The 24,836-nt window shown below is 67.6% G+C and carries 17 protein-coding genes, 1 tRNA gene and 1 pseudogene; 6 read left to right on the top strand and 13 right to left on the bottom strand.

Annotation, left to right across the window (positions count from 1 at the left end):
• Positions 1–15: 15 nt before the first annotated feature.
• The 6 genes and pseudogenes from cydC to A5756_RS13915 form a co-directional block, all read right to left on the bottom strand.
• Positions 16–1,715 (bottom strand): annotated as a pseudogene (gene cydC / locus A5756_RS13940) (thiol reductant ABC exporter subunit CydC).
• The gene (cydD, locus tag A5756_RS13935; protein ID WP_066953169.1) at positions 1,702–3,291 is read right to left on the bottom strand and encodes a thiol reductant ABC exporter subunit CydD; all 1,590 of its coding nucleotides are present in this window, start codon (positions 3,289–3,291) and stop codon (positions 1,702–1,704) included. The pseudogene cydC and the gene cydD overlap by 14 nt, the downstream one beginning before the upstream one ends.
• Before the next feature lie 98 nt (positions 3,292–3,389).
• Positions 3,390–4,430: a cytochrome d ubiquinol oxidase subunit II gene (gene cydB / locus A5756_RS13930; RefSeq protein ID WP_066953167.1), complete on the bottom strand. Its 1,041-nt coding sequence runs from the start codon at positions 4,428–4,430 to the stop codon at positions 3,390–3,392.
• 34 nt (positions 4,431–4,464) lie between these two features.
• Positions 4,465–5,937, bottom strand: coding sequence for a cytochrome ubiquinol oxidase subunit I (locus A5756_RS13925; RefSeq protein ID WP_066953165.1), 1,473 nt, complete (start codon positions 5,935–5,937; stop codon positions 4,465–4,467).
• An 89-nt stretch (positions 5,938–6,026) separates the two neighbouring features.
• Positions 6,027–6,617 carry an HdeD family acid-resistance protein gene (locus tag A5756_RS13920; protein WP_156659508.1) on the bottom strand — a complete coding sequence of 197 codons (591 nt, stop codon included), beginning with the start codon at positions 6,615–6,617 and terminating at the stop codon, positions 6,027–6,029.
• A gap of 29 nt (positions 6,618–6,646) precedes the next feature.
• On the bottom strand, positions 6,647–7,987 hold the full coding sequence (locus A5756_RS13915) for an adenylate/guanylate cyclase domain-containing protein (RefSeq protein WP_066953336.1): 1,341 nt from the start codon (positions 7,985–7,987) through the stop codon (positions 6,647–6,649).
• Between the two features lie 212 nt (positions 7,988–8,199).
• Between A5756_RS13915 and A5756_RS25905 the strand changes: the two genes are divergently transcribed.
• Positions 8,200–8,388 carry a hypothetical protein gene (locus tag A5756_RS25905; RefSeq protein WP_156659506.1) on the top strand — a complete coding sequence of 63 codons (189 nt, stop codon included), beginning with the start codon at positions 8,200–8,202 and terminating at the stop codon, positions 8,386–8,388.
• Between the two features lie 337 nt (positions 8,389–8,725).
• On the opposite strand, the gene A5756_RS13910 is transcribed toward A5756_RS25905, so the two are convergent.
• A tRNA-Leu gene (locus A5756_RS13910) sits at positions 8,726–8,802 on the bottom strand.
• A 113-nt stretch (positions 8,803–8,915) separates the two neighbouring features.
• On the opposite strand from A5756_RS13910, the gene A5756_RS13905 reads away from it, so the two are divergent.
• Positions 8,916–9,533, top strand: a complete 618-nt coding sequence (locus A5756_RS13905; protein WP_197505774.1) for an ANTAR domain-containing response regulator — start codon at positions 8,916–8,918, stop codon at positions 9,531–9,533.
• Positions 9,534–9,546: 13 nt separating this feature from the next.
• Here the strand turns inward: A5756_RS13905 and A5756_RS13900 are convergent, their stop codons facing one another.
• Positions 9,547–10,743: a lipid-transfer protein gene (locus A5756_RS13900; protein WP_066953159.1), complete on the bottom strand. Its 1,197-nt coding sequence runs from the start codon at positions 10,741–10,743 to the stop codon at positions 9,547–9,549.
• On the bottom strand, positions 10,743–11,183 hold the full coding sequence (locus A5756_RS13895) for a Zn-ribbon domain-containing OB-fold protein (RefSeq protein WP_066953157.1): 441 nt from the start codon (positions 11,181–11,183) through the stop codon (positions 10,743–10,745). Before A5756_RS13895 ends, A5756_RS13900 begins: the two co-directional genes overlap by 1 nt.
• A 145-nt stretch (positions 11,184–11,328) precedes the next feature.
• Between A5756_RS13895 and polA the strand changes: the two genes are divergently transcribed.
• The 3 genes from polA to coaE all read left to right on the top strand — a co-directional run bounded on the left by polA (position 11,329) and on the right by coaE (position 16,863).
• Positions 11,329–13,989 carry a DNA polymerase I gene (gene polA / locus A5756_RS13890; RefSeq protein ID WP_197505777.1) on the top strand — a complete coding sequence of 887 codons (2,661 nt, stop codon included), beginning with the start codon at positions 11,329–11,331 and terminating at the stop codon, positions 13,987–13,989.
• Positions 13,990–14,196: 207 nt separating this feature from the next.
• A complete protein-coding gene (gene rpsA, locus A5756_RS13885) occupies positions 14,197–15,636 on the top strand; it encodes a 30S ribosomal protein S1 (RefSeq protein ID WP_066953153.1) in 1,440 nt (479 codons plus the stop codon).
• 12 nt (positions 15,637–15,648) lie between these two features.
• Positions 15,649–16,863, top strand: coding sequence for a dephospho-CoA kinase (gene coaE, locus A5756_RS13880; protein WP_066953151.1), 1,215 nt, complete (start codon positions 15,649–15,651; stop codon positions 16,861–16,863).
• Between the two features lie 6 nt (positions 16,864–16,869).
• On the opposite strand, the gene A5756_RS13875 is transcribed toward coaE, so the two are convergent.
• The 4 genes from A5756_RS13875 to A5756_RS13860 form a co-directional block, all read right to left on the bottom strand.
• On the bottom strand, positions 16,870–17,286 hold the full coding sequence (locus A5756_RS13875; protein ID WP_066953150.1) for a hypothetical protein: 417 nt from the start codon (positions 17,284–17,286) through the stop codon (positions 16,870–16,872).
• 194 nt (positions 17,287–17,480) lie between these two features.
• Entirely contained in the window at positions 17,481–19,169 is a 1,689-nt protein-coding gene (locus A5756_RS13870) for an HAD hydrolase family protein (protein ID WP_066953148.1), read from the bottom strand.
• Positions 19,170–19,286: 117 nt separating this feature from the next.
• Entirely contained in the window at positions 19,287–19,727 is a 441-nt protein-coding gene (locus tag A5756_RS13865) for a DUF402 domain-containing protein (RefSeq protein ID WP_066953334.1), read from the bottom strand.
• A gap of 75 nt (positions 19,728–19,802) precedes the next feature.
• The gene (locus tag A5756_RS13860) at positions 19,803–22,463 is read right to left on the bottom strand and encodes an FHA domain-containing protein (RefSeq protein ID WP_197505773.1); all 2,661 of its coding nucleotides are present in this window, start codon (positions 22,461–22,463) and stop codon (positions 19,803–19,805) included.
• A 283-nt stretch (positions 22,464–22,746) separates the two neighbouring features.
• On the opposite strand from A5756_RS13860, the gene A5756_RS13855 reads away from it, so the two are divergent.
• On the top strand, positions 22,747–24,768 hold the full coding sequence (locus A5756_RS13855) for a serine/threonine-protein kinase (RefSeq protein ID WP_066953146.1): 2,022 nt from the start codon (positions 22,747–22,749) through the stop codon (positions 24,766–24,768).
• The last annotated feature ends 68 nt before the right edge of the window (positions 24,769–24,836 follow it).

The following is a 24,836-nucleotide window of genomic DNA, read 5'->3' as shown; positions in this document are numbered from 1 at the left end:
CATGACTCAGATCGTTCAGTTGTTGATCGTGTTGCTGTCGCTGGAGTTCATGCCGCGCCGGCGTCACCTCTGAGCGCACCGAGGTGCAGTTCGCGACACCCGATGCCTTCGGGCAGGTGGTGGGTGGCCACCACCACGGTCCGATCGGCCGACATCAGCGGGGAATTCGGCCCCAGCAGGTCGCGGAGTATCGGTTCGGCGTCGGCGGCATCCAGGTGTTCGGTCGGCTCGTCGAGCAGCACGATCCGGGCGGGCGAGAGCATCGCCCGCGCCAGTAGCAACCTCCTGCGCTGACCGCCCGAAAGCGCCTGCGCGCCACCGGTCAACACCGTCGACAGGTTCTCGGGCAGACCGGCGAGCCAGGCGCCCAGCCCGACCGCGCCCAGCGCGACCTCCAGTTCGGCGTCCCGGCAGTCGCCGCGGGCCACCAGCAGGTTGTCTCGAACCGTGGTGGCGAAGATATGCGCGTCCTCGGCGAAAAAGCTGACGGCGCCGCGCAAGTCGTCTTCGTGGAAGGCGGTCAGATCGGTGCCGCCGAGCCGCACCCGCCCCTCGAGCGGCGGAAGCAGCCCGGCGAGCGTCATCAGCAGCGTGGTCTTGCCGCACCCGCTGGCGCCGGTGACCGCCAGCCGGGCACCCTGGGGCAGCTCCAGCGTGATGCGGTTCGAGCGGGCGGCTCCGGCGTGCCCGGCCCGAATGTTGGCGGACAGCGCGGCGCCGGGGCGCGGTTGGGCCGCAGGCGATTCGGGCTGATGCGGGCGGTCGCTCACCGTCAGGTCCAGCAGGCGGCGGGCGGCGATGCGCGATCGCGTCAGCTGGACCGCGGCGGCGGGCAAGGATGTCATCGCCTCGAAGGCGGACAGCGGCAACAACATCAGGACGGCGAGCGTCGTGGGCGCGACCGAAGGGGCCAGCCAGATACCGGCCACCACCGAGCCGAGCACGCTGGCCCCGATTGCGGCCGTCGGCGCGGCCTCGGCGAGGGCGGCAGGCCTGGCGGCCGCGTCGAGCGCCGCGCCCCACGCGCGTTGGCGGCGTTGCGATTCGGCGATGATGCGGGGGAGCAGGCCGGCGACACGGAGCTCGGGTGCGTGTTCCAGAGCGATCATCGCAGATGTATCGCGGTCGGAATGATGCTGCCGGGCGAGGCTTTCCTGGCTGGCCGCGGCCCTCGCCGCCGACCGCGGTGCGACGAGGCCCGCGACCAGCAGGCAGATCGCCAGTACCGCCGCCGCCGGCAGCGAGATGGCCGCGACCACCACGGTCGCCGCCAGCCCCAGCACCGCCGCGACCCCGATCGGCACCACGGCACGCACCAGCACGTTGGCCAGTTCTTCGACATCGGAGCCCACGCGGGTGACGAGCTCGCCGCTGTGCAGCCGGACGGCGGCCGCCGCCGGCCCGTGGGCCAGCCGGTGATAGATCCCCGCCCGGGCGGTGCCGGCCGCGCGCAGCGCGGCGTCGTGGGTGACCAGCCGCTCGCAGTAGTGCAACACCCCCCGCGAAATCGCGAAAGCGCGCACCGCGACGGCCGCGACCGACAGGTCCAGCACCGGCGGCATCTGCCAGGCCCGCGTGATGAGCCAGGCCGAGACACCGGCCAGTGCGAGCGCGCTGCCCAGCGAAAGCACACCCAGCGCGATCGCCGCAAATAGCCGGGGAAGTCGGGGCCGCAGCAGGGGCGCGGCCGCCAACAGCGGATCAGGCCGGGACATAACGCACCCCACTGTCGGCGACCACCTCGACCACCCGGTCACCGATCGCCAGAACCGGTGCGCGGTGCCCGACAACGACGACGGTCGCACCCGAACGGGCGCGCTCCACGATGGCCCGCAACACGCGTTCCTCGGCGTTCGCGTCGAGGTGCGCGGTGGGCTCGTCGAGCAGCAGCACGGGCGCGGACGATCCGAGCGCTCGGGCGAGGCCGAGCCGTTGCCGCTGCCCCAGTGACAGGCCGACGCCGCCACGGCCGAGCACCGTGTCCAGCCCATCGGGCAGTTCGGCCAGCACCGTATCGAAATCGGATGCTGCACAAGCCGTTTCGAGGTGGTCCAGCTCGCCGAACAGGACCAGGTTGTCCCGCACCGTGCCCGGGACGAGCGCCGGGCGCTGCGGAAGCCACGACAACTGCCGCCACCAGGCGCCCGGCTCCAGATCGGCGACGTCGACGCCGGCCACGGTGACCCGGCCCGAGGACGGGACGGTGACCCCGGTGATCGCCTGCAGGGTCGTGCTTTTGCCGGCACCGTTGCGCCCGGTCAGCACCGTCACCGCGCCCGGTTCGATGGGCCCGGCGAGGTCGTGCGGCGCGTTGCCGTCGCGACCGGCGACGCTGAGCCTGTCGAGGCGGATTTCCGCCCCGCGGGCGGTGACCGTCTCACCTCGGGCCTTTGCTGGGGCTGGCTCGCCGATGAGGGCAAAGGCCTTGTCTGCGGCGGTTCTTCCGTCCTGTGCGGCATGGAATTCCACGCCGATGCGGCGCAGCGGCCAGTAGACATCGGGCGCCAGCAACAGCACAGTGAGGCCGGTCGCGAGCGTCATCTCGCCGAACACCAGGCGGAATCCGATCCCCACCGCGATCAGAGCCACGCCCAGCGTCGCCAGCAGTTCCAGCACCAGTGCTGACAGGAACGCGATCCGGAGCGTCGCCATGGCCGAGCGGCGATGGGCGGCAGCCAGTTCGGCGATGCGGCGCTCCGGGCCCCGACCGCGTCCCAGCGCCCGCAGGGTGGGGATGCCGGCGATGAGATCGAGCAAGCGCCCCTGCAGTGTCGTCATCGCGGCCAGGGCCGCCGCCGACCGGTCGGCGGTTGCCAGCCCGATCAGGACCATGAAAATCGGTATGAGCGGCAAGGTGATCGCCACGATCGCCGCCGATTTCAGGTCGTAGAGAGCGATGACGGCGACGGTGGCCGGGGTGAGGATCCCGGCGAGCAGCAACGTGGGCAGGTATCCGGTGAAGTAGGGGCGTAGGCCGTCGAGGCCTCGCGTGACCACCACCGCGGCGGCATCCCGCTGGCCGGCGAGCTCACCGGGCTGGCGGGCGGTCACCGCCGTGAGCACCTGACCGGACAGATCGGCGATGACCGCGCTGGCGCCGCGTTGACCCAACCGGGCCTGCAACCAGTGCGCCAACGTGCGAATGGTCCACAGCAGCAACAGGACCGACAGCGGCACGAGCCAGACGCGCAGGCCGTGCGCCGAGCGATCGCTGACGGCTCGGGCAACCACACCCGCCAGCACGATCGCCGAGCCGACCGCGCAGCCGGAGATCACCGCCCCGCAGCACACCGTCGCGGTCAGGTAGCGGCGCAGGGCGCTAGATGCCTGCCACAGTCGCGGGTCCAGTGGGCCCCGCGCTCTCGAGCCGGGCGGCGAATCGGTCGCGCTCAGGGCACCCGCCTCGCCAGGCCGATGGACGGCGGTATCCGGTCCGCCGAGATCCGTTGCCGGAACACCCAGTACGACCACGCTTGGTATACCACCGTCAGCGGAGCCATGAACGCGGTCACCCACGTCATGACCTTGAGGGTGTACGGCGTCGACGAGGCGTTGTAAATCGTCAGGCTCCACTGCTTGTTCAGCGTGGACGGCACCAGGTTCGGGTACAGCGCGCCGAACAACAGGATTACCACCGCAACAACGACGGCCGCGGTGCAGGCGAACGCCCAGCCGTCGGAGATGCGCCGCCACACCAGCAACACCGCCGCCAGCTGCGCCACCACGGCGGCGGCGAGTACCAGCCAGGTCCAGCCCTTGCCGTAGGCCAGTTGTGTCCAGATGCCAAAGCCCGCAACCAGTCCGGTCACCGGCAGCGACAGCCAGACCGCCAGCCGGTGGGCGTCTTCGCGGATGGCCCCGGAGGTCTTCAGCGAGATGAACACCGCTCCGTAGAGCAGAAACAGTCCGGCCGTGGCCAAGCCGCCCAGCAGCGTGTAAGCGTTGAGGACGTCGGTGATCGACAGGTTGACCTGCCCGTCGGCGTCCACCGGCAGGCCGCGGACGAGGATGGCGAAGGCGACGCCCCACAAAACGGCGGGCAGCCAGGAACCGGCGGCGATGCCGAAATCGGCCCAGCCGCGCCACTTTGTGTCATCGACCTTGCCGCGCCACTCGATCGCCACAGCGCGCAGGATCATCCCGAACAGGATGGCCAGCAGCGGCAGGTACAGGGTGGAGAACACGGTGGCATACCAGCCGGGAAACGCGGCGAACATGCCCGCGCCACCCACGATCAGCCACACTTCGTTGCCGTCCCAGACCGGGCCGATGGTGTTGAGCGCCGTGCGCCGAATGGGTTCGGCCTCGCCGATTCCCACGCGGGCGAGCGGTTCCATCAGCATGCCTACGCCGAAATCGAAGCCCTCCAGAACGAAGAAACCGAGGAACAGCAACCCGATGATGCCGAACCACAACTGCTGGAGTCCCATCGGTCAGCCCCTTTCTGAGTTTGTCGGTCCCGGCCTAGTAGGCGAACGAGAGCGGCGCCACCTCGTCGTCATGGGGTGCCGGCGGGGGAGCCGGTTCGGCGTCGTGTTCCCGCGGCCCTTCGGTGACGTACCGCTTGAGCAGCCAGAACCAGATGACCGCGAGCACCGCGTAGACGAGGGTGAACGTCACCAGGGAGGTGACGACCATGCCGGGCGCATGGTGTGAGACGGCCTCACGGACGGTGAACCGAACCTGTTGGTCGCCGGTCGGATTCGGTGCGACGATCCAGGGTTGCCGTCCCATTTCGGTGAACACCCACCCGGAAATGTTCGCCAGGAACGGCGTGGGAATGGTCAGCAGCGCCAGCCAGGAGAACCACCGCTGGTTGGGCACTCGGCCACCGCGGGTGAGCCAGAGCGCGGCCAGCGCGAACAATATCGGAACGGCCAGGAACCCGATCATCGCGCGGAACGACCAGTAGGTGACAAACAGGTTGGGCCGGTAGTCGTTTGGGCCGAATCGTTGCTCGAAGTCCTGCTGGATATTGCGCACGCCCTGCAACGTCACGTCGCTGGTCCGTCCCTCCGCGAGGAACGGCAGCACGTAGGGGACCTCGATGACGCGGGTGATGCTGTCGCAGTTGTTGTGCGTGCCGACGGTGAGAATCGAGAAGTCGGGGTCGGTCTCGGTGCCACACAACGACTCCGCCGACGCCATCTTCATCGGTTGCTGGACGAACATCAGCTTGCCCTGGCGGTCACCGGTGAAGAACAGGCCGACGGCCGCGAGCAACACCACCCAGCACCCCAGGACGGCCGCCGGCCGAAACATGGAGCGCGCGTCCGATTCCGCGGCGGGGGTGGCGGTCGCCGGGCGGCGCGAACGGACCAGGAACCACGCGCTGATGGCCGCGACGAACGTCGCAGCGGTCAGCAATGCACCGGTGACCGTGTGGGTAAACGCCCACCGCGCAGTGTTATTGCCGAGCAGCGCGGTGATGCTGTCCAGCTCGGCACGATGTGTTGCCGGGTTGTAGTGCGCGCCAACTGGATGCTGCATGAACGAGTTCGCGACGATGATGAAGAACGCGGACACATTGACGCCGATCGCGACGATCCAGATGCAGGCCAGATGGATCAGCTTCGGCAGCCGTCCCCAACCGAAAATCCACAACCCGATAAAGGTGGACTCGAAGAAGAAGGCGAACAGGCCCTCCATGGCCAGCGGCGCGCCGAAGATGTCGCCGACGAACCGCGAATACTCGCTCCAGTTCATGCCGAACTGGAATTCCTGGACGATCCCCGTCGCCACGCCGATGGCGAAGTTGATCAGGAACAACTTGCCGAAGAACTTGGTGAGCCGGTACCACGCGGTGTTATCCGTGACCACCCATACCGTCTGCATGACCGCAAGCAGGGGCGCCAAACCGATGGTGAGCGGCACGAAGATGAAGTGGTAGACGGTAGTGATACCGAACTGCCACCGCGAAATATCGACGACATTCATCTGTCATCTCCCGAGACTGCAGAGCCGTACGACACGGCTACTACGAAGTGTAGTAGAAGAGCCAGGGGCGGCGCTACTTCAGAGCCGCCTCAGGGGGTCAGTGTCTTCGAGGCCTTGCGGATGCCGAAGGACGACACGATCTCGAAGATGCCGAGGACCACGAACCAGACCCCGACAACCAGCGCCAGCGTGACAATCGATTCGAGCGGTGACGCCAGGACGACGATGCCGGCGAGCAGACTGATGAGGCCGATGAAGATCGCCCATCCCCGCCCCGGCAGGTGCGGGTCCTGAATGGCCGAGACCGTCGTGGCGACGCCGCGGAAGATGAACCCGATGCCAATCCAGATGGCTAACAACAGGATTGCGTTGCCGAAATGGCGGAATGCCAAGATTGCCAGGATCAGCGACGCCGCGCCGCTGATGAACAATAAGATCCGGCTGCCCGCCGAGACGTGCAGGCTGAACGCGAAGATCACCTGCGCAACACCGGTGATCAGAAGGTAGGCGCCGAAGAAGATGGCGGCAACGACGATGGTTCTTCCGGGCCAAGCCAAGATCAGTACACCGAGGGCCAGCGACAGAATTCCCGACAACAGGGTCGATTTCCACAGATGCGGCAACAAACTTGGAGCAGGGGGAGATCCAGGTGTGGTTTGCATGGCCGCAGTGTGACACAAACGCTGCCTTGGGTATAGGGCACTTTGGGCTACACGTGGGCCGTGCGCGAATCCCCTGCCAGCAGATCGGTGGTTTCCTCGGTGGTTTCGCCGGCCGCCTTGCGCCCGATCAGATACCAGGTGCGCATGAGGCCTTTGCCCTTGACGTCGATGTGGCCGCGCTCCTGCAGCACGAAGTCGTCCTTGAGGCGCTCGTACATGGCTTCGGGCACCTGAATTCGGCCGACCGAGTCGGTGGATTCCATCCGGGAGGCGACATTGACCGCGTCACCCCACACGTCATAGAAGAAGCGCCGGGAACCAACCACGCCGGCGACCACCGGTCCGCATGCCATGCCCACCCGCAGCGGAACCGCGTTGCCGTGCGGATCCTGCAGTCCGGCCGCAACATTGGCCATGTCGAGCGCGAAGTCCGCGAGGGCCTGCGCGTGGTCGGACCGGGCGCGCGGAACGCCGCTGACCACCATGTAGGAGTCGCCGCTGACTTTGATCTTCTCGAGTCCGTGCCTGTCCACCAGTGCGTCGAAGGCGCTGTACAACCGGTCCAGGAACCGCACCAGGTCGGCCGGGGCCGTGCCGCTGGCCCGCTCGGTGAATCCGACGATATCGGCGAACAGGACGGAGGCGTCGTCGAACTTGTCGGCGATGACGCTGCGGTCTGGCTCCTTGAGCCGCTCGGCGATGCTGGCCGGCAACATGTTGGCCAGCAACGCCTCCGAACGCTCGTACTGCGTTTCCATCATGGCCTCGGCGCGCGCGGTGTCACGCAGGGCGAACCACACCGTCACGACCACCATCACGACGCTGGAAATCGCCGTGACGATGAAACCGGTCGATTGGGCCCAGGCCGGCTGCAGCCCGGTGTCGCGGGGGACCAGGAACTCGACGGCGACGATGAGGCCGGCGGCGATGGCGGCCAGCGCGGACGCCAGCACGATGTGTTCGATCCCCAGTAACAACACGACGATGCAGGCGCCCACCAGGAAGAAGAACTGGGCGCCCGACCCGGTGCCGACGTCCACGCAGCTGGCAACGACGGACACGTACGCCGCGCCCATAAAGGTAAGCGGGGCAACCAGTTCGCCGAATCGCTGCAGCCACGGGACCATCGCAAAGATCATCGCGCCGAGGATGTTGATCGAGCTGACCTGCCACAGCCAGGTGCCGCCCAGGATCTGCACGAGCACGAAGCTCACGCTCACCATGACGGCCAGCCACGAGGTGATAGTCAGGATCCGGGCCCGGCGGGCGGCGCTGGCGGCGTAGTGCTGATTGCGGTCGCGGGTCTGCGCCCGCACTGCGGCTACGCAGTCCGGGCGTCTCGCCGAGCCGGCTGACACGGGTGGGGCGCCGCACTTCTTAGCCGCCACATTCAAAAGCGTAACCGCTGAGCTCGGTTCGTGGGCCAGTCAATGGGTCCCGACGACGCGCCGGATGCCCGTCGACAGGCTGGCGCTTCGGGGCATCGGAAAATTAAAAAAAGATTTTCCGCTGAAGGGGTTTACAAAATTATCCGACGTGTTATTAAACATATGTCGGGCTGTGATGTGGGTCATGTGTTCCTCTAATGCGGGGGTGCGGTGTGGCAAGTCTCAGCAGCAGGATCGGGATCGCGCTAATGCTGGCGTGCACCGCGGCGGCAACCCCCGCCTGTGGGGTCGGATGCGGCGGGGCGGGCTCGTTGTTGCGGGTGGCCACCGACTCGATGCAGAACGATCCGATGCAGGTCAACGTGGTGCACTCGGAAGAACAAGTGTGCATTAGCCGCTAACGCGGCAGTCGCAACCCGGCCGCGCTTGGCGCGTCATAGGTCGCTGATTGGCGCCTCGGCGGGGCCCCGAAAATGGCATGAATTCATCGTGTAACCGGCGCGATTCTATTTGAATGCAACTGTGCCCTTTATTGCGCGCGGTATTTAAATTCGGGCGAGTTCATACCTTTGGCACGGATTTTCCGCATTTAACAAACCTGGGGCTTGGAGGCACCGGTTTCCCCGGAGGGGCGGGGATGCCGGGCCAGGGTCGCCGGCGGCTGGCATCGGTATGCGAGGCAACTCGATCCGGGCCACCGGTACGCCCTGACGGGCCGTTGCTTGGCTCTCCCGCCTGTGGTGCCCTCGGTGGGATTCGAACCCACACTGGACGGGTTTTGAGTCCGTTTCCTCTGCCAGTTGGGATACGAGGGCTTACTCGGCCTCCTACCTTAGAGGCAGCCTCCCACCATAGAGGATTCGGCGTAGACACCCTTCTCACCGCCCCGAGGTCGCTGGCCTCGCACGTTCACGAGAGAATGTCCGGCATGACAGGCGCCACGACCGACACCACCGACGCCGCTGTGCCGCGCCGGGTCCTGATCGCGGAAGACGAAGCGCTGATCCGAATGGACCTCGCCGAGATGCTGCGGGAGGAGGGTTACGACATCGTCGGGGAGGCCGGCGACGGACAGGAGGCCGTCGAGTTGGCCGAACGACATCGACCCGACCTCGTGATCATGGACGTGAAGATGCCTCGCCGCGACGGGATCGACGCGGCGTCCGAGATCGCCAGCAAGCGCATCGCACCAATCGTGGTGCTGACCGCGTTCAGCCAGCGCGATTTGGTCGAGCGCGCCCGCGATGCCGGGGCGATGGCCTACCTGGTGAAGCCCTTCACGATCAGCGACCTGATTCCGGCGATCGAGTTGGCGGTCAGCCGCTTCAGTGAGGTCACCGAGCTGGAACGCGAAGTGGCGACGTTGTCCGAGCGGCTGGAGACCCGCAAGCTCGTCGAACGCGCCAAGGGCCTGCTGCAGACCAAGCAGGGCATGACCGAGCCCGAGGCGTTCAAGTGGATTCAGCGCGCCGCCATGGACCGGCGCACCACGATGAAGCGGGTCGCCGAAGTCGTCCTGGAAACCCTCGACACCCCCGACGAGTAGCCCTGCGCGTCGTTCAGCGCGCCACGATCACCGACGAGCCGTGTCCGAACAGGCCCTGGTTGGCGGTGACGCCGACGGTGGCGTTCTCCACCTGCCGGCCGGTCGCCTGACCGCGCAGCTGCCAGGTCAGCTCGCAGACCTGCGCGATGGCCTGGGCGGGGATGGCCTCGCCGAAGCAGGCCAGACCGCCCGACGGGTTGACCGGGACCTTGCCGCCGATGGTGGTCGCGCCGCTGCGCAACAGCGCCTCGGCCTCGCCCTTGGGGCACAGCCCGAGGTGCTCGTACCAGTCGAGCTCGAGCGCGGTCGACAGGTCGTAGACCTCGGCCAGGCTGACATCCTCGGGACCGATGCCCGCCTCGGCGTAGGCCGCATCCAGGATCTGATCCTTGAACACCCGCTCCGGCGCGGGCACCGCGGCGGTGGAATCCGTTGCAATGTCCGGTAATTCGGGCAGGTGCTGCGGGTAGCGGGGGGTGACCGTGCTGACCGCGCGCACCGATGGAACGCCGTCGAGCGAGCCGAGGTGCTTGCGGGCGAACTCGGCGCTGGCGACGATCAGGGCGGCCGCACCGTCGGAGGTGGCGCAGATGTCGAGCTGTCGCAACGGGTCGGCCACCACCGGGCTGGCGAACACGTCGTCGGCCGAAGCTTCCTTGCGGTAGCGGGCATTCGGGTTCTGCAGGCCGTGCCGCGAGTTCTTCACCTTCACCTGGGCGAAGTCCTCGGCCGTCGCGCCGTAGAGGTCCATCCGGCGACGCGCCAGCAGCGCGAAGTACACCGGGTTCATCGCGCCGATCAGGTGGAACCGCTGCCAGTCTGGGTCGTTCTTGCGTTCTCCGCCGACGGGAGCGAACGCGCCCTTCGGGGTGGTGTCGGCGCCGATCACCAGCGCGACGTCGCAAAAACCGGCCAGGATTTGGGCCCGCGCGCTCTGCAGCGCCTGGGAACCGCTCGCACACGCGGCGTAGCTCGAGCTGACCGGGACGCCGTTCCAGCCCAGCTTCTGGGCGAACGTCGACCCGGCGATGAAGCCCGGGTAGCCGTTACGGATGGTGTCCGCGCCGGCGACCAACTGGATCTGTGTCCAGTCCAGGCCGGCCTCGGCCAGCGCGGCGCGCGCGGCGACCACCCCGTACTCAGTGAAGTCGCGGCCCCACTTGCCCCAGGGGTGCATGCCGGCGCCGAGAATGTACAGCGGTTCGGGCATCAGGCAATCCTCCACGCATAGACGAGGCGCTGTACGCCGTCGTCGTCGGTGAACAGCGGCATGGTGGTCAGCTCCATCTCCATGCCGACCTTCAAATCGGCGGCCAGCGTGCCCTCAACCACCTTGCCCAGCACGATGATTCCCTCGTCGGCCAGCTCGACCGCGGCGATGGCGAACGGCTCGAAGGGATCCGGGGCCGGGTAGGGCGGTGGCGGCGGATACCGGTTCTCGGTGTAGCTCCACAACGTTCCCCGGGTGGACAACGCGACGGGCTCCAGTGTGTCGCTGGCGCAGCCCGGGTTGGGGCAGTTGTTCTCGCGCGGCGGGAAGACATAGGTGCCGCACTCGGGGCACTTACCGCCGATCAAGTGGGCGCTTCTGGTGGCGTCGATGGCGAACCATCCGTCGATAGCGGGCTCTTGGCTGGTGACCTCTGGCACTCGGCCAGACTACCCAGCCCCGATACAAAACTGAAACGTGTTGCAGTTCTGGCCCCGGGTGGTTGGGGCGCATGCCTCGTCGTACCGGATGCCTAGAGTGTGAGCCGTGAGTATCGCCAGCGAGGAGCAGACCAAGCCGACGCTGATGCTGCTGGACGGCAATTCGCTGGCCTTCCGCGCCTTCTACGCGCTGCCCGCCGAGAACTTCAAGACCCGCGGCGGCCTGACCACTAACGCGGTGTACGGCTTCACCGCAATGCTGATCAACCTGTTGCGCGACGAGGGCCCGACCCACGTCGCCGCCGCGTTCGACGTGTCCCGGCAGACCTTCCGTTCCGAGCGCTACCCCGAGTACAAGGCGAACCGCTCGTCGACGCCGGACGAGTTTCACGGCCAGATCGACATCACCAAAGAGGTGCTTAACGCGCTGGGCATCACGGTGCTGGCCGAGCCGGGCTTCGAGGCCGACGACCTCATCGCGACGCTGGCCACCCAGGCCGAGAACGAGGGCTTCCGCGTCCTGGTGGTCACGGGGGACCGGGACTCCCTGCAGCTCGTCAGCGACGACGTCACCGTCCTCTACCCGCGCAAGGGCGTCAGCGAACTCACCCGGTTCACGCCGGACGCGGTCGTCGAGAAGTACGGGCTGACCCCCACGCAATACCCGGACTTCGCGGCCCTGCGTGGCGATCCGAGCGACAACCTGCCAGGCATCCCAGGGGTCGGGGAGAAGACCGCGTCCAAATGGATCGTCGAATACGGCTCGCTGCAGGGGCTGGTGGACAATGTCGACTCAGTGCGCGGCAAGGTCGGCGACGCGCTGCGGGCCAACCTGGCCAGCGTGATCCGCAACCGCGAGCTGACCGATCTCGTCAAGGACGTGCCGCTGGCGCAGACCCCGGACACGCTGCGCATGCAGCCCTGGGACCGCGACCACATTCACCGGCTCTTCGACGACCTGGAGTTCCGGGTGTTGCGCGACCGGTTGTTCGACACCCTGGCGGCGGCAGAGCCCGAGGTCGACGCCGGTTTCGATGTCCGCGGGGGCGCGCTGCAGCCCGGCGAGCTGGCGGTGTGGCTGGCGGAGCACAGCTCGGGCAAGCGGTTCGGGCTGGCCGTCGTCGGCACGCATTTGGCCTACGACGCCGACGCCACCGCGGTGGCCATCGTCTCCGCCGACGGTGAGGGCCGCTACATCGACACCTCGACGCTGGATCCCGACGACGAGGCGGCGCTGGCGTCCTGGCTGGCCGACCCGGGTCCGCCCAAGGCGCTGCACGAGGCCAAGCTGGCGATGCACGACCTCGCCGGCCGGGGCTGGACGCTGGCCGGCGTCACCTCCGATACCGCGCTGGCCGCCTACCTGGTGCGGCCCGGGCAGCGCAGCTTTTCCCTTGAGGACCTGTCGCTGCGCTACCTGCGCAGGGAGTTGCGCGCGGAAACCCCTGAGCAGCAACAGCTTTCGCTGCTGGACGATTCCGAAGGAACGGACGACCAGGCGGTGCAGACGCTGATCCTGCGGGCCGTGGCGGTGCTGGATCTGTCCGACGCGCTCGACGAAGAGCTCGCCCGCATCAACTCCACGTCGCTGCTCGGCGGCATGGAGCTGCCGGTGCAGCGGGTGCTGGCCGGGATGGAACACACCGGTATCGCAGTCGATTTGGATCTGCTCGGCGAGCTGCAGAGCGATTTCGCCCACCAGATCCGCGACGCGGCCGAAGCGGCCTACGCGGTCATCGGCAAACAGATCAACCTGGGCTCGCCGAAACAGCTGCAGGCGGTGCTCTTCGACGAGCTGGAGATGCCGAAGACCAAGCGCACCAAGACCGGCTACACCACCGACGCCGACGCCCTGCAGTCACTGTTCGACAAGACGGGCCATCCGTTCCTGCAGCACTTGCTGACCCACCGCGACGCCACCCGGCTCAAGGTGACCGTCGATGGTTTGCTGAATTCGGTGGCCTCGGACGGGCGTATCCACACCACGTTCAACCAGACCATCGCGGCGACGGGCCGGCTGTCGTCGACCGAGCCGAACCTGCAGAACATTCCGATCCGTACCGAGGCCGGCCGGAGGATCCGCGACGCATTCGTGGTCGGCGACGGCTACAGCGAGCTGATGACCGCCGACTACAGCCAGATCGAGATGCGGATCATGGCGCACCTGTCCCGGGACGAGGGCCTGATCGAGGCGTTCAACACGGGGGAGGACCTGCACTCGTTCGTCGCGTCCCGCGCATTCGGCGTGCCGATCGACGAGGTCACCGCCGAGCTGCGCCGCCGGGTCAAGGCGATGTCGTATGGGCTGGCCTACGGATTGAGCGCCTACGGCCTGTCGCAGCAGCTGAAGATCTCCACCGAAGAGGCGAAGGAACAGATGGACGCCTACTTCGCCCGGTTCGGCGGGGTGCGCGACTACCTGATGAACATCGTGGAGCAGGCCCGCAAGGACGGCTACACCTCGACGGTGCTGGGCCGCCGCCGCTACCTTCCCGAGCTGGACAGCAGCAATCGCCAGGTGCGGGAGGCCGCCGAGCGGGCGGCGCTCAACGCGCCCATCCAGGGCAGCGCCGCCGACATCATCAAGGTCGCGATGATCGAGGTCGACAAGGCGATCAAAGACGCCGGACTGAAGTCCCGCATGTTGCTGCAGGTGCATGACGAACTCCTGTTCGAAATCGCCCCGGGCGAGCGGGACCAGCTCGAGGCGCTGGCCCGCGAGAAGATGGGCGGCGCCTATCCGCTCGATGTCCCGCTGGAGGTCTCGGTGGGCTACGGCCGTTCATGGGACGCGGCAGCGCATTGACGGCGGCGTCAGTGGACGAGGATGATCTGGCGGAGAGAAAATTGCCGCGAAATTCGCGTTGCCGTCACTTTCGCCTTGGGCAAATGCCCGGTGTCGCGCAAGTGGCGGGCCGCCCGGGTTTGGCCAGCGTGTACGCAGTCGAGTAACCTCAATAGATAAATCCCAGTTTTGTCCCTACGACCCAACCTGTCCGGAGCAACCCACCACATGCCGAGTCCCACCGTCACCTCGCCCCAAGTAGCCGTCAACGACATTGGCTCCAGCGAGGACTTTCTTGCCGCAATAGACAAAACGATCAAGTACTTCAACGATGGCGACATCGTCGAGGGGACGATCGTCAAAGTGGACCGGGACGAGGTGCTCCTCGACATCGGCTACAAGACCGAGGGCGTCATCCCCGCCCGCGAGCTCTCCATCAAGCACGATGTCGACCCCAGCGAGGTCGTTTCCGTCGGTGATGAGGTCGAAGCCCTTGTTCTCACCAAGGAGGACAAAGAGGGCCGCCTGATCCTGTCCAAGAAGCGCGCGCAGTACGAGCGCGCCTGGGGCACCATCGAGGAGCTCAAGGAGAAGGACGAGGCCGTCAAGGGCACCGTCATCGAGGTGGTCAAGGGTGGCCTGATCCTCGACATCGGCCTGCGTGGCTTCCTGCCCGCGTCGCTGGTCGAGATGCGTCGGGTCCGCGATCTGCAGCCGTACATCGGCAAGGAGATCGAGGCCAAGATCATCGAGCTGGACAAGAATCGCAACAACGTCGTGCTGTCGCGCCGGGCCTGGCTGGAGCAGACCCAGTCCGAGGTGCGCAGCGAGTTCCTCAACCAGCTGCAGAAGGGCGCCATCCGCAAGGGTGTCGTCTCGTCCATCGTCAACTTCGGCGCGTTCGTCGACCTTGGTGGTGTGGACGGTCTGGTGCACGTCTCCGAGCTGTCCTGGAAGCACATCGACCACCCGTCCGAGGTGGTCCAGGTCGGTGACGAGGTCACCGTCGAGGTGCTCGACGTCGACATGGACCGCGAGCGGGTTTCGTTGTCGCTCAAGGCAACCCAGGAAGACCCCTGGCGCCACTTCGCCCGCACGCACGCCATCGGCCAGATCGTGCCCGGAAAGGTCACCAAGCTGGTGCCGTTCGGCGCGTTCGTCCGCGTCGAGGAGGGCATCGAGGGCCTGGTGCACATCTCCGAGCTGGCCGAGCGCCACGTCGAGGTGCCCGACCAGGTGGTGGCCGTCGGCGACGACGCCATGGTCAAGGTCATCGACATCGACCTGGAGCGTCGCCGGATCTCGTTGTCGCTCAAGCAAGCCAACGAGGACTACACCGACGAGTTCGACCCGGCGAAGTACGGCATGGCCGACAGCTACGACGAGCAGGGCAACTACATCTTCCCCGAAGGCTTCGACGCCGAGACCAACGAATGGCTCGAGGGCTTCGACACGCAGCGCACCGAGTGGGAGGCCCGCTACGCCGAGGCCGAGCGCCGGCACAAGATGCACACCGCGCAGATGGAGAAGTTCGCCGCGGCCGAGGCGGCCGGTCACGCCGAGCAGTCGTCGGGCAACGGCGCGCCGCAGGAGAAGGCGGCCGGCGGGTCGCTGGCCAGCGACGCCCAATTGGCCGCCCTGCGGGAAAAGCTCGCCGGCAACGCGTAATTCGCTGCACGAATGCTGCGCATCGGGTTGACCGGTGGCATCGGCGCCGGCAAGTCGGCGCTGTCGGCCACCTTCGCGAAATGCGGTGCGGTGATCGTCGACGGCGACGTCATCTCGCGCGAGGTGGTCCAGCCGGGCACCGAGGGATTGGCGGCGCTGGTCGAGGCGTTCGGTGACGACATCCTGCTTCCCGACGGATCGCTGGATCGTCCCGCGTTGGCCGCCAAGGCCTTCCGGGACGACGAGGCGCGCCAGCGGCTGAACGGCATCGTCCACCCGCTGGTTGGCAAGCGCCGCGCCGAGATCATCGCCTCGGTGCCCGAGGATTCGGTTGTCGTCGAAGACATCCCGCTGCTGGTGGAGTCCGGCATGGCGCCGCTGTTCCCGCTCGTCGTCATCGTGTACGCCGACGTCGAGGTCCGGCTGCGACGGCTGGTCGATCAGCGCGGCATGCCCGAATCCGACGCCCGCGCCCGGATCGCCGCGCAGGCCAGCGACGAGCAGCGCCGCGCAGTCGCCGACATCTGGGTGGATAACTCCGGCAGTCCGGAGGAGTTGGTGCAGCGGGCCCATGACGTGTGGGACCACCGGATACTGCCCTTCGCGCACAACCTGACTCAGCATCGGGTCGTCCCGGCGCCGGCGCGGTTAGTGTCGCCCGACCCGAGTTGGCCGGATCAGGCGCGGCGGATCGTGAACCGGTTGCGGACCGCCTGCGGCCACCGGGCGATTCGCGTGGACCACGTCGGTTCGACCGCCGTGCCGGACTTTCCGGCGAAGGACGTGATCGACGTGCAGATCACCGTGGAATCCTTGGCGGCCGCCGACGAACTCGTCGAGCCCCTGCTGGCCGCCGGCTACCCCCGCATCGAGCGCATCACCTCCGATGTCGCCAAGCCCGGTGCGCGCAGCGCCGTCGAGCGCTACAACCACAGTGACGATGCGGCGCTGTGGGACAAGCGGATTCACGCCTCGGCCGACCCGGGTCGCCCGACCAACGTGCATATCCGGGTCGATGGCTGGCCCAACCAGCAGTTCGCGCTGCTGTTCGTCGCCTGGCTGTCGGCCAGCCCCGAGGCGCGGGCCGACTACCTGTCCGCCAAGCGGTCGGCCGAAGCTCAGGCCGGCGGCGACGCCGCGTCCTACGCCGACGCCAAGGAGCAATGGTTCCCTGACGCCTACCGGCGCGCCTGGGAGTGGGCGGATTCGACGGGCTGGCGACCCTAGCCCGGATCAGCCGGGCAGCGGTGCACCGCACTGCAGCGCGCCGTTGTTGGGCTCGGCATTTCCGGGCGCCGGTTTCACCACCTGGTCGGCCTGGGTGAAAACGTTGTCGTCGACGTCGATCTCGCAGTGCACGTTCGCCGAATACGGAAAACGAAGCACTATCCGCATGCCGGCCTGCTGCGGGTCGGGCAGCACCGTGTTTGCCTCGAATGCGTTGCCGGGCATGGACGGAAGGTTGGTGGTGTTCGTCTGGCCGCCGTTGATGATGAAGGTGGCCTGACTGCCGGTGGTGAGCGCGTCGATGCGGGCGCGGTAGGTGATGTTGTGCAGGTCCGCCCGCGCGGTCGCCGGACTCAGTTGGGAGCCAACGGCGATGATCGTTACCGCGGTGATGGGCAGCAGCCTGCGGCCGGTGCAGCTCATAGTTGCCGACATTACGCTCAAGGTTATCCATGGACCAAGCGGTCAGGCCCGTGGCCCGCGCCACCCAAGGCGGACTGGCCGGCGCTGCTCTGCGACAAGCTTTCTGCGAACATGAGCCACCGGCAGTGGAACGACTGGGTCTCACCGGATGTCCCCTACATCGCGGTCTGCCCCGGCCTCCCGGTCCCGCCGGACTAGTCGCTCCCTCGAGCGGGTGGCTGGTGCCCCTCGGCGGCGCCGTGCAGCAGGTACCGTTCTTCCACCGCGCGGATCAGTTCGTGCCGGATGTGTTCCACATCGGCGGCGCGGCGGGCCACTACCTCGTCCTCCCAGGCCGCGACCTGCTTCGCCAGGTCCCTGTCGGTGATGGTCGAGGCCAGCCAGCGGGAGAAATCCCCGCGTTCGAGATGGTACTGCAGCGCCTGGTAATCGATATGGCTTATCGCGGAACGGAATTCGTGCATCGTCGCGGCCGGCCGGACGGATCGGTCATTGATGGTGTGGAAGTAGAACCGGCGGTCATCCGGAAGGCGGACATCGGCATATTTGTGGCGGTGCCGCACGTGGCCGGTCTGGCGCTCAGCGATGGTGAACGCGCGAGACGGCCCGCCGCCGAGGCTGACGGTGGCCCGTCGCACCGCGGTCAGGGCTGCGGCGTCGCCACTGGTGGTGAGGGTCAGCACCACGTCACTGTTGTCGATCTCCTGGGCGGGCAGTGCGGCGGGCGCGAACGACGACAACACATAGCCGCCGCGTCGTGCCCAGCGTGCTTCCTCGTTGGTGCCGAGGAGGTGCGCCTCGTCGTAAATCACCCAGTGCGGGAATCCGTGTTCTTCACGATGCGCCTCCGCGGTCGATCGCAGCAGGTGCAAGTACTCGGCCTTATCTGGCTCGACGATCCCGGACATGTCCACCACCACACTGGAATGCGGGTTGAGGCTGTTGACCAATTCGGTGGGTTCGGGAAGGTAGTTGCGGCCATCGATCACCTCGACCCCGCTGAGTTCCCGTAGTTGTGTGTGGTCACCCTCGGGATCGATGACCAGGACGCAGTAGCCGGCCGAAATCCATCGCTCTGCCAGCAGGCCGACAAGGTAGCTTTTCCCCGAGCCGGCAGGGCCGGTCACGAGGATGCGGCCCTGGCTCCCCGGCACCCGGGTGGGGGTGTGGTCGTCGAAGGTGCCGATGTCGACCCATCGTCGCGGCGGGCACCAGCGTTGTGCCCCACTCAGGTACGGCCCGGTCAGCAGCTCCGCGACGCCGGCGCCGTCCGGTTCGGTAAGGACGAGATCGGCCCGCCGGCGCACGGACGAAATGGCATTGGCCACCGCGGCGCCGATCTCGGCGATGCCGAACAGCGACAAGTCGTTCTCCGCATCGCCGATAGCGACGGTGTTGTGCGGTGACATGTTCAGCTCGGTCAGGACCGCGCGCAGCCCGCTGCCTTTCGTGACACCCGCCGGCAGCACCATGAGTGCGGACCGGTTCCGGATGACCTGGCAATCCAGTTCCAGTTCGCCGATCACGTCCACGACGCTCGAGGCATGCTCACCGTCGGTGGCGACCATGACCTCGCCCCGGCGGGACGGCACCCCTCGTTCACCGAGCGCGTCGTCAAGGCTGCTGTCCACCGGGTCGGCCAACCTCGACGTGCGTCCCTTGATCACCATCACGGCACCGTTTTCCAGCACCAGCGCGTCGAAGTGGTCCGCGATGTGGGGGAATTCCGCCTGCAGTTCAGTTCGGATGCGGCCGGTGACCAGGACGGCGGTCAATCCTTTGTGCCGAGCACCGTAGATGGCGTCCAGCGTTTGGGGCGACAGCTGACCGTCCAAGGTCAATGTGCCGTCGAGATCGACTGCTATCACTTGGAAAAACGCCACGGCTTCCTCAGATCCGTTCGCCGGACGTCGGCGTTTGTCGGCTTGGCACTGCCGAAATTAGGGCCGCGGGCGCGCCGAGGATAGGGCCGTTAGACCTTGGTTCAGCCTTGCCGCGGCTTACCTCTCGCGCCAGGTGAGTTCCATCCCGTGGCCGGCCAGCCAGCGGGACAGGTCATAACCGTTGCGGGCCAACCCGGCCACGGCGTCCACGGCGCGCCGCACCGCCCGCTCGGCGTCGTCCGGGGTCAACAAGCCGAGCCGGACGGCATCCAGCAACTCGTCGACGTCGGCCAGGTCAGCGCCGTCGCCGGTGCGGACCTCGATGTCGAGGTAGTGATCTTCGGAACGCCAGACGTCGGGGCCGGGCGTGTACTCACCGACATCGAGGTAGTAGTCGTGGTCGCGTTCATGGCCCGGGTTGAAGTGAAAGACCGTGGCGCGCAAGCCGAGCGAAGGCAGCAGCCACGACTCGAGGTAGTGGAACTGGGCGCGGCCGGGAGTGGGCCGGGCCACGTAGAGGCCCCACGGATGCACCGCATAGTCGTCCACGGCCCGCACGATGCCTTTGGGATCGGTGTTGGTGCGGGCGACGAGGTCGAACGTCTCGTGCTTCGGCGGATGGATCATGCAACTCTAACGTCGAAGCCGGATTCTCCACCGCACGAAACCGGCATAGAACAGCGACAACGCCGCGAGCATGGCCATGTCGAGCAGCCAGACCTTCGACGTGTGCTGCCAGAACCGGTCCTGGGACAGCAGCGAATCGGGCACCAGGTGCCGCAGGTCGACCGTCGACGCCGCCGCGGCGTAGCCCCACCGCGCGGGCATCCCGAAGGACAGCTGGTCCAGCCCGATCCGTCCGGTCACGGGGACCATGCCGCCGCACAGCACCAGCTGGGCCATCACCGTCACCACGAACAGCGGCATGATCTGCTCGCTGGAGCGGACCAGCGACGAGATCGCCAGGCCGAGAATCGCCGAAGCCAGACAGGTCGCCGCGACGGTGGCGAACAGTTCGACGGTCGCCCCGATGGTCGAATGGCCGAGCAGGACGCCGCCGCGGGTCGGTGCGCTCTTGCCGATCACCACGATCGCGGTGATGATCGCCGACTGCAGGACCGCGAACCCGCAGTACACGGCGGTCTTCGCGAGCAGATACGCCGTGGTCGACAGCCCGACCGCTTGCTCGCGCTGGAAGATCGGGCGTTCGCCGACCAGGTCGCGGATGGTCAGCGCGGTGCCCATGAATGCCGCGGCCGGCATCAGCAGGGCCAGGATCTGCGCCGCTTCGTCGGGCGTCCCGGCGTTCGCGCCGGGCAGATGGAATCCGTTGCTGCCGGGAACGGTCAGGGACAGCGAGCCCAGGATGAACGGCAACAGGGCCAGGAAGACGAAGTACGCCCGGTCGGCCACCACCAGGCGGATCTGCCGCCGGGCGACCGTCGAAATCTGGCGTCGCACACTGGTATGCACCGGTTCGCCCAGAACCCCAGGCTCATCGGCCTTGTCCGGCAACAGTTTCTGCGGCCGCTTCTCGGCGTCACGTTGCTCCACGAAGCGCCGGTTGGCCTCGTCGGGATCGGCACCCACCTTCGTGAAGATCTTCGCCCAGTTGGTGGTTCCCATGGCTTCGCCGATCTGGTCCGGCGGGCCGCAATAGGCCGTCTTGCCGCCCGGGGCCACCAACAGCAGCTGATCGCAGGTCTCCAGGTAGGACAGCATGTGCGTCACCACGATCACCACCCGACCGGCGTCGGCCAGCTGCCGCAGCATCATCATGACCTGGTGATCCAGCGCCGGGTCGAGGCCGGAAGTCGGCTCGTCGAGGATCAACAGCGACGGGCCGGTGAGCAACTCGAGCGCCACCGAGGCGCGCTTGCGCTGACCGCCGGACAGCTTGTCCACCCGGGTGTCGGCGTGTTTGGTCAGGTCGAGCTCTTCGAGGACCTGAGCGACGATCTTGGCCCGGTCAGATTTGCTGGTGTCGGGCGGCAGGCGCAGTTCGGCGGCGTAGCCGAGGGCTTGGTTGATCGTCAGCTGCCGGTGCACCACGTCGTCCTGCGGGACCATGCCGATGCGGCTGCGCAACGACGCGTACTCGGTGTGAATGTCGTGACCCTCGAATGTAACCGAGCCGGAGCTGGGGGTGGTGTAACCGGCGATGAGCCTGGCCAGGGTGCTCTTGCCGGCGCCCGACCCGCCGATGACGGCGGTCAGGGTGCCGGGGCGCGCGATCAGCGAGATGTCGTCCAGCAGTTGTTTGCCGTTGTCGACGACGTACCTGACGTTGCGCACCTCCAGACCGCCGGTGCGCGTCGCGGCCTCGCTGCGTGGGGTCAGGGTGCCGTCGCGAAAAACGAGGTCGACGTTGCCGATGGTGACGACGTCGTCATCGGACAGGATCGCCGACCCGACCCGGGTGCCGTTGACGAAGGTTCCGTTGATGCTGTTGTCCCGGATTTCGCTGCCGAGCGGCGTCTGCACCAGCGTCGCATGCTGGCGTGAGGCCAACACGTCGGAGACCACGATGTCGTTCTCCGCGGCCCGGCCGATCGTCTTGGCGCCCGGGGTTCCCGCGGCGGCCGACGCGCGCGGTGAGAGCAGCTTCACAAACCGCGTTGCCAGGTTCGACACGTCGGCCGTCTTGGCGTCGACCACGGTGAGTTCGGCGGGTGGCGTCGCGACCGGCTGGGGCGGCGCGGCGTGCACGACGGTGCGCTCGTCGAGCGGTGTGCCGCGGACGCCCGGCGCGGGCACGGGCCTGTTCGGCATCTGACGCGGCGGCGAAACCGGCTGGCGGGGCGGTGAATTCGGCGGCCCGCCCGACGGCCTGGGGGGCACCGGCCGGGCCGGCGCCGCGTCGCCGCCGCCGCGGCCGGGATTCCTGACGGGATTCGTTTGCTCGGGAAGCGCCGACCAGGCCAGCGTCGGCGGTCCGGCCTCCGGGCTCGGCCGCGACCTGCCGGGCCGATCGGTGTAGCCCTGCTGCGGTCCGATCGCGAAGGTCAGCCGCGGTCCCCGCGGATTGCCGACGTGAATGCTCTGGCCGTCGTGGATATCGATGACCGGCATCCGGTAGCCGTTGAGATAGGTGCCGTTCAGCGACCCGTTGTCTATTGCCAGCCATCGGCCTTGATCGAAACGCAGGATCAGGTGGGCCCGCGAGATCCGTGGATCGGCGATGCGCACGTCGGCCTGGGTGTCGCGGCCGATGACCACCTCGTGGCCGGCCGCGAAGGATCGTTGGGACCCGTCGTGCCGAATCGTCAGGATGGGCGGGGCGGGTCGAGTCACTACTCAAGTATCGGTGCGTTCGGTGAGTGGTCTCTATTGGGATCGCCTGTGATTTCGCTATGTTTCGGTTCGGCCACTCATAACCGTTTCATAGCTTGCTGAGGCGAACCCCCCACCGGGATCCGGCATGATCTGAACGGAGGGGGAGTTTTCGGGGCGCGCCGGGCACACCGTGGTGCCGGCCCGCAGCGCCGAGGCGACGCACGGCCCCAGTCGTGATGCAGGTGCCCAGGGAGGCGGGCCGCGTCGAAGGCTGGGGCAGCGGACAGGGACGAGGGGATAGATGGATGAACACCGGGGGACTACCCGGCGCATCGGCGCCGGGCGGCGGCTGCTGAGCAGCCGACGTCAGGCCGGTGCGGCGATGCGTGCGGGCTTTCACTCGCTGCCCGCGGTGACGATCTCCCATCTGTTCCGCCGCGTTCCCCCGGTCAGCTCGCGCCCGAGCGTGGAGCCCGAGGCCGCGCGGCAGGCCGACGGGTCCCGCCCGTCGATAACCGGCGGGGCGCCGTTCGCGGGCTACACGATTCTGCGGCAGCTGGGCGCCGGCGGCATGGCCGAGGTGTATCTGGCCCTGCATCCCCGGTTGCCGCGCCGCGACGTGATCAAGGTGCTGGCGGAGGCGGTCACGGCCGATCCCGAATTCCGCGAAAGGTTCAACCGCGAGGCCGATCTCGCCGCAACGCTGTGGCATCCCCACGTCGTCGGCGTGCACGACCGCGGCGAATTCAACGGCCACCTTTGGATTTCCATGGACTACGTCGAGGGCACCGACGCCTCCCGGCTGGTCAAAGAGCGCTACCAGGACGGAATGCCGATCCAGGAGGTGTGCGCCATTGTCCACGCCGTCGCGGGCGCGCTCGACTACGCGCACGACCGCGGGCTGCTGCACCGCGACGTCAAACCGGCCAACATCCTGCTCACCCACCCGGAAGACGGCGAACGCCGAATTCTGTTGGCGGACTTCGGGGTCGCACGTCACCTGGGCGACATCAGCGGGATCACCGAGACCAACGTCGCCGTGGGGACGGTGGCCTACGCCGCGCCGGAACAGCTGACCGGGTCCAACATCGACGGGCGGGCAGACCAATATGCCTTGGCCGCAACGGCTTTCCATCTGCTCACCGGTGCGCCGCCGTTTCAGCACTCGAATCCGATCGCGGTGATCAGCCAGCACCTGCACGAGGATCCGCCCCGGCTCAGCGATTACCGCCCGGAGTTGGCGCATCTCGATGAGGTGTTCCACCAGGCCTTGGCCAAGCAACCCGGGGACAGGTTCGAGCGGTGCCGCGCGTTCGCCGCCGCCGTCAGTGAGCGATCCGACGGCGCCGCGCAAGCCGGCCCACGCGCCCGGCCCCGCACCGTCGCTGCGGCGATGAACCACCGGCTCTCGGCGCGGACGCGGTGGGCGGTCGGGTTGGTGTGCGCGATGCTGATCGCCGTGGCGGCCACCTGGTCGGTGCTGTACTCCTTCGAGCCGGACACCCCGCCGGCCAACCCGGCGCTCGCGTCGAAGCCGTCCGTCCCCACGCCGAGTGCCGCGCCGGCAAGATCCGGCGGACCGGTACTCAACGGGAGCTACAAGCTGGACTACGACCAGAGCAAGCGGACCACCAACGGCGTCGCGATCCGTCACGACGGCCCCGCCACCGGCTGGTGGGCTTTCAGCTCGGCGTGCACCACCAACGGATGCGCGGCCACCGGGACCCGGCTGGACAACGCCACCCACCAAACGGCCGACGGAGGCAAGACTGACACGCTGCACTTCGTCGGCGGCTACTGGCAGGGCGCGCCTCAACAGGAGCGGATGGACTGCACGCCGCCCAACGGCCAGGCCACTGCGACCCAGCAGGAGACGCTGGTGTGGTCGCTGGCGCCCCAGGCCGACGGCACGTTGCGCGGCACCGTGACCGAGACCGTGCTGAACAACGAGTGTGGTGCGCAGGGCGCGGTGGTGCGGGTGCCCGTGGTGGCGACCCGGGTCGGCGACGTGCCGGCCGGCGTGAACCTGGGCGACCCCGCCCAGGCCGTCGCCACGTCGACGGCCGCCTCGGCCCCGGCGCCGCCCGTGCTCGGCGCGGTGTGCGGCGACGTCGGCAAGCTGGCCTACGACCCCACCAACAGCGAGCAGATCGTCTGCGAGGGCAACAGCTGGGCCAAGGCCCCGATCACGATGGGCGTGCACGCTTCCGGCAGCTCGTGCGACCGGCCGGGCACCTCGGTGTTCGCCATGACCACCTCGAACGACGGCTACCTGCTGCAGTGTGACCCGGTCACGCGGACGTGGACCCGTCCCGCGGGATAGCGGCTGTCCGCACCAATAGCCGCCTTTCGAATCTGATATCACCGGCGCTAGCAAGTTCGCGGATCGTC

The organism is Mycobacterium sp. 852002-53434_SCH5985345 (genome assembly GCF_001667155.1).
Taxonomy (GTDB): Bacteria; Actinomycetota; Actinomycetes; order Mycobacteriales; family Mycobacteriaceae; genus Mycobacterium.
Note: the sequence above shows the minus strand (reverse complement) of the source record. Positions and strands in the feature narration are given on the sequence as shown.

What these genes read in the sequence shown, in the direction of transcription:
- rpsA (WP_066953153.1), top strand. Translation starts at nt 14,197, where the DNA reads ATGCCGAGTCCCACCGTCACCTCGCCCCAAGTAGCCGTCAACGACATT.
- polA (WP_197505777.1), top strand. Translation starts at nt 11,329, where the DNA reads ATGCTGCTGGACGGCAATTCGCTGGCCTTCCGCGCCTTCTACGCGCTG.
- cydB (WP_066953167.1), bottom strand. Translation starts at nt 4,430, where the DNA reads ATGGGACTCCAGCAGTTGTGGTTCGGCATCATCGGGTTGCTGTTCCTC.
- coaE (WP_066953151.1), top strand. Translation starts at nt 15,649, where the DNA reads ATGCTGCGCATCGGGTTGACCGGTGGCATCGGCGCCGGCAAGTCGGCG.
- A5756_RS13855 (WP_066953146.1), top strand. Translation starts at nt 22,747, where the DNA reads ATGGATGAACACCGGGGGACTACCCGGCGCATCGGCGCCGGGCGGCGG.
- A5756_RS13905 (WP_197505774.1), top strand. Translation starts at nt 8,916, where the DNA reads ATGACAGGCGCCACGACCGACACCACCGACGCCGCTGTGCCGCGCCGG.
- A5756_RS13900 (WP_066953159.1), bottom strand. Translation starts at nt 10,743, where the DNA reads ATGCCCGAACCGCTGTACATTCTCGGCGCCGGCATGCACCCCTGGGGC.
- A5756_RS13925 (WP_066953165.1), bottom strand. Translation starts at nt 5,937, where the DNA reads ATGAATGTCGTCGATATTTCGCGGTGGCAGTTCGGTATCACTACCGTC.
- A5756_RS13875 (WP_066953150.1), bottom strand. Translation starts at nt 17,286, where the DNA reads ATGAGCTGCACCGGCCGCAGGCTGCTGCCCATCACCGCGGTAACGATC.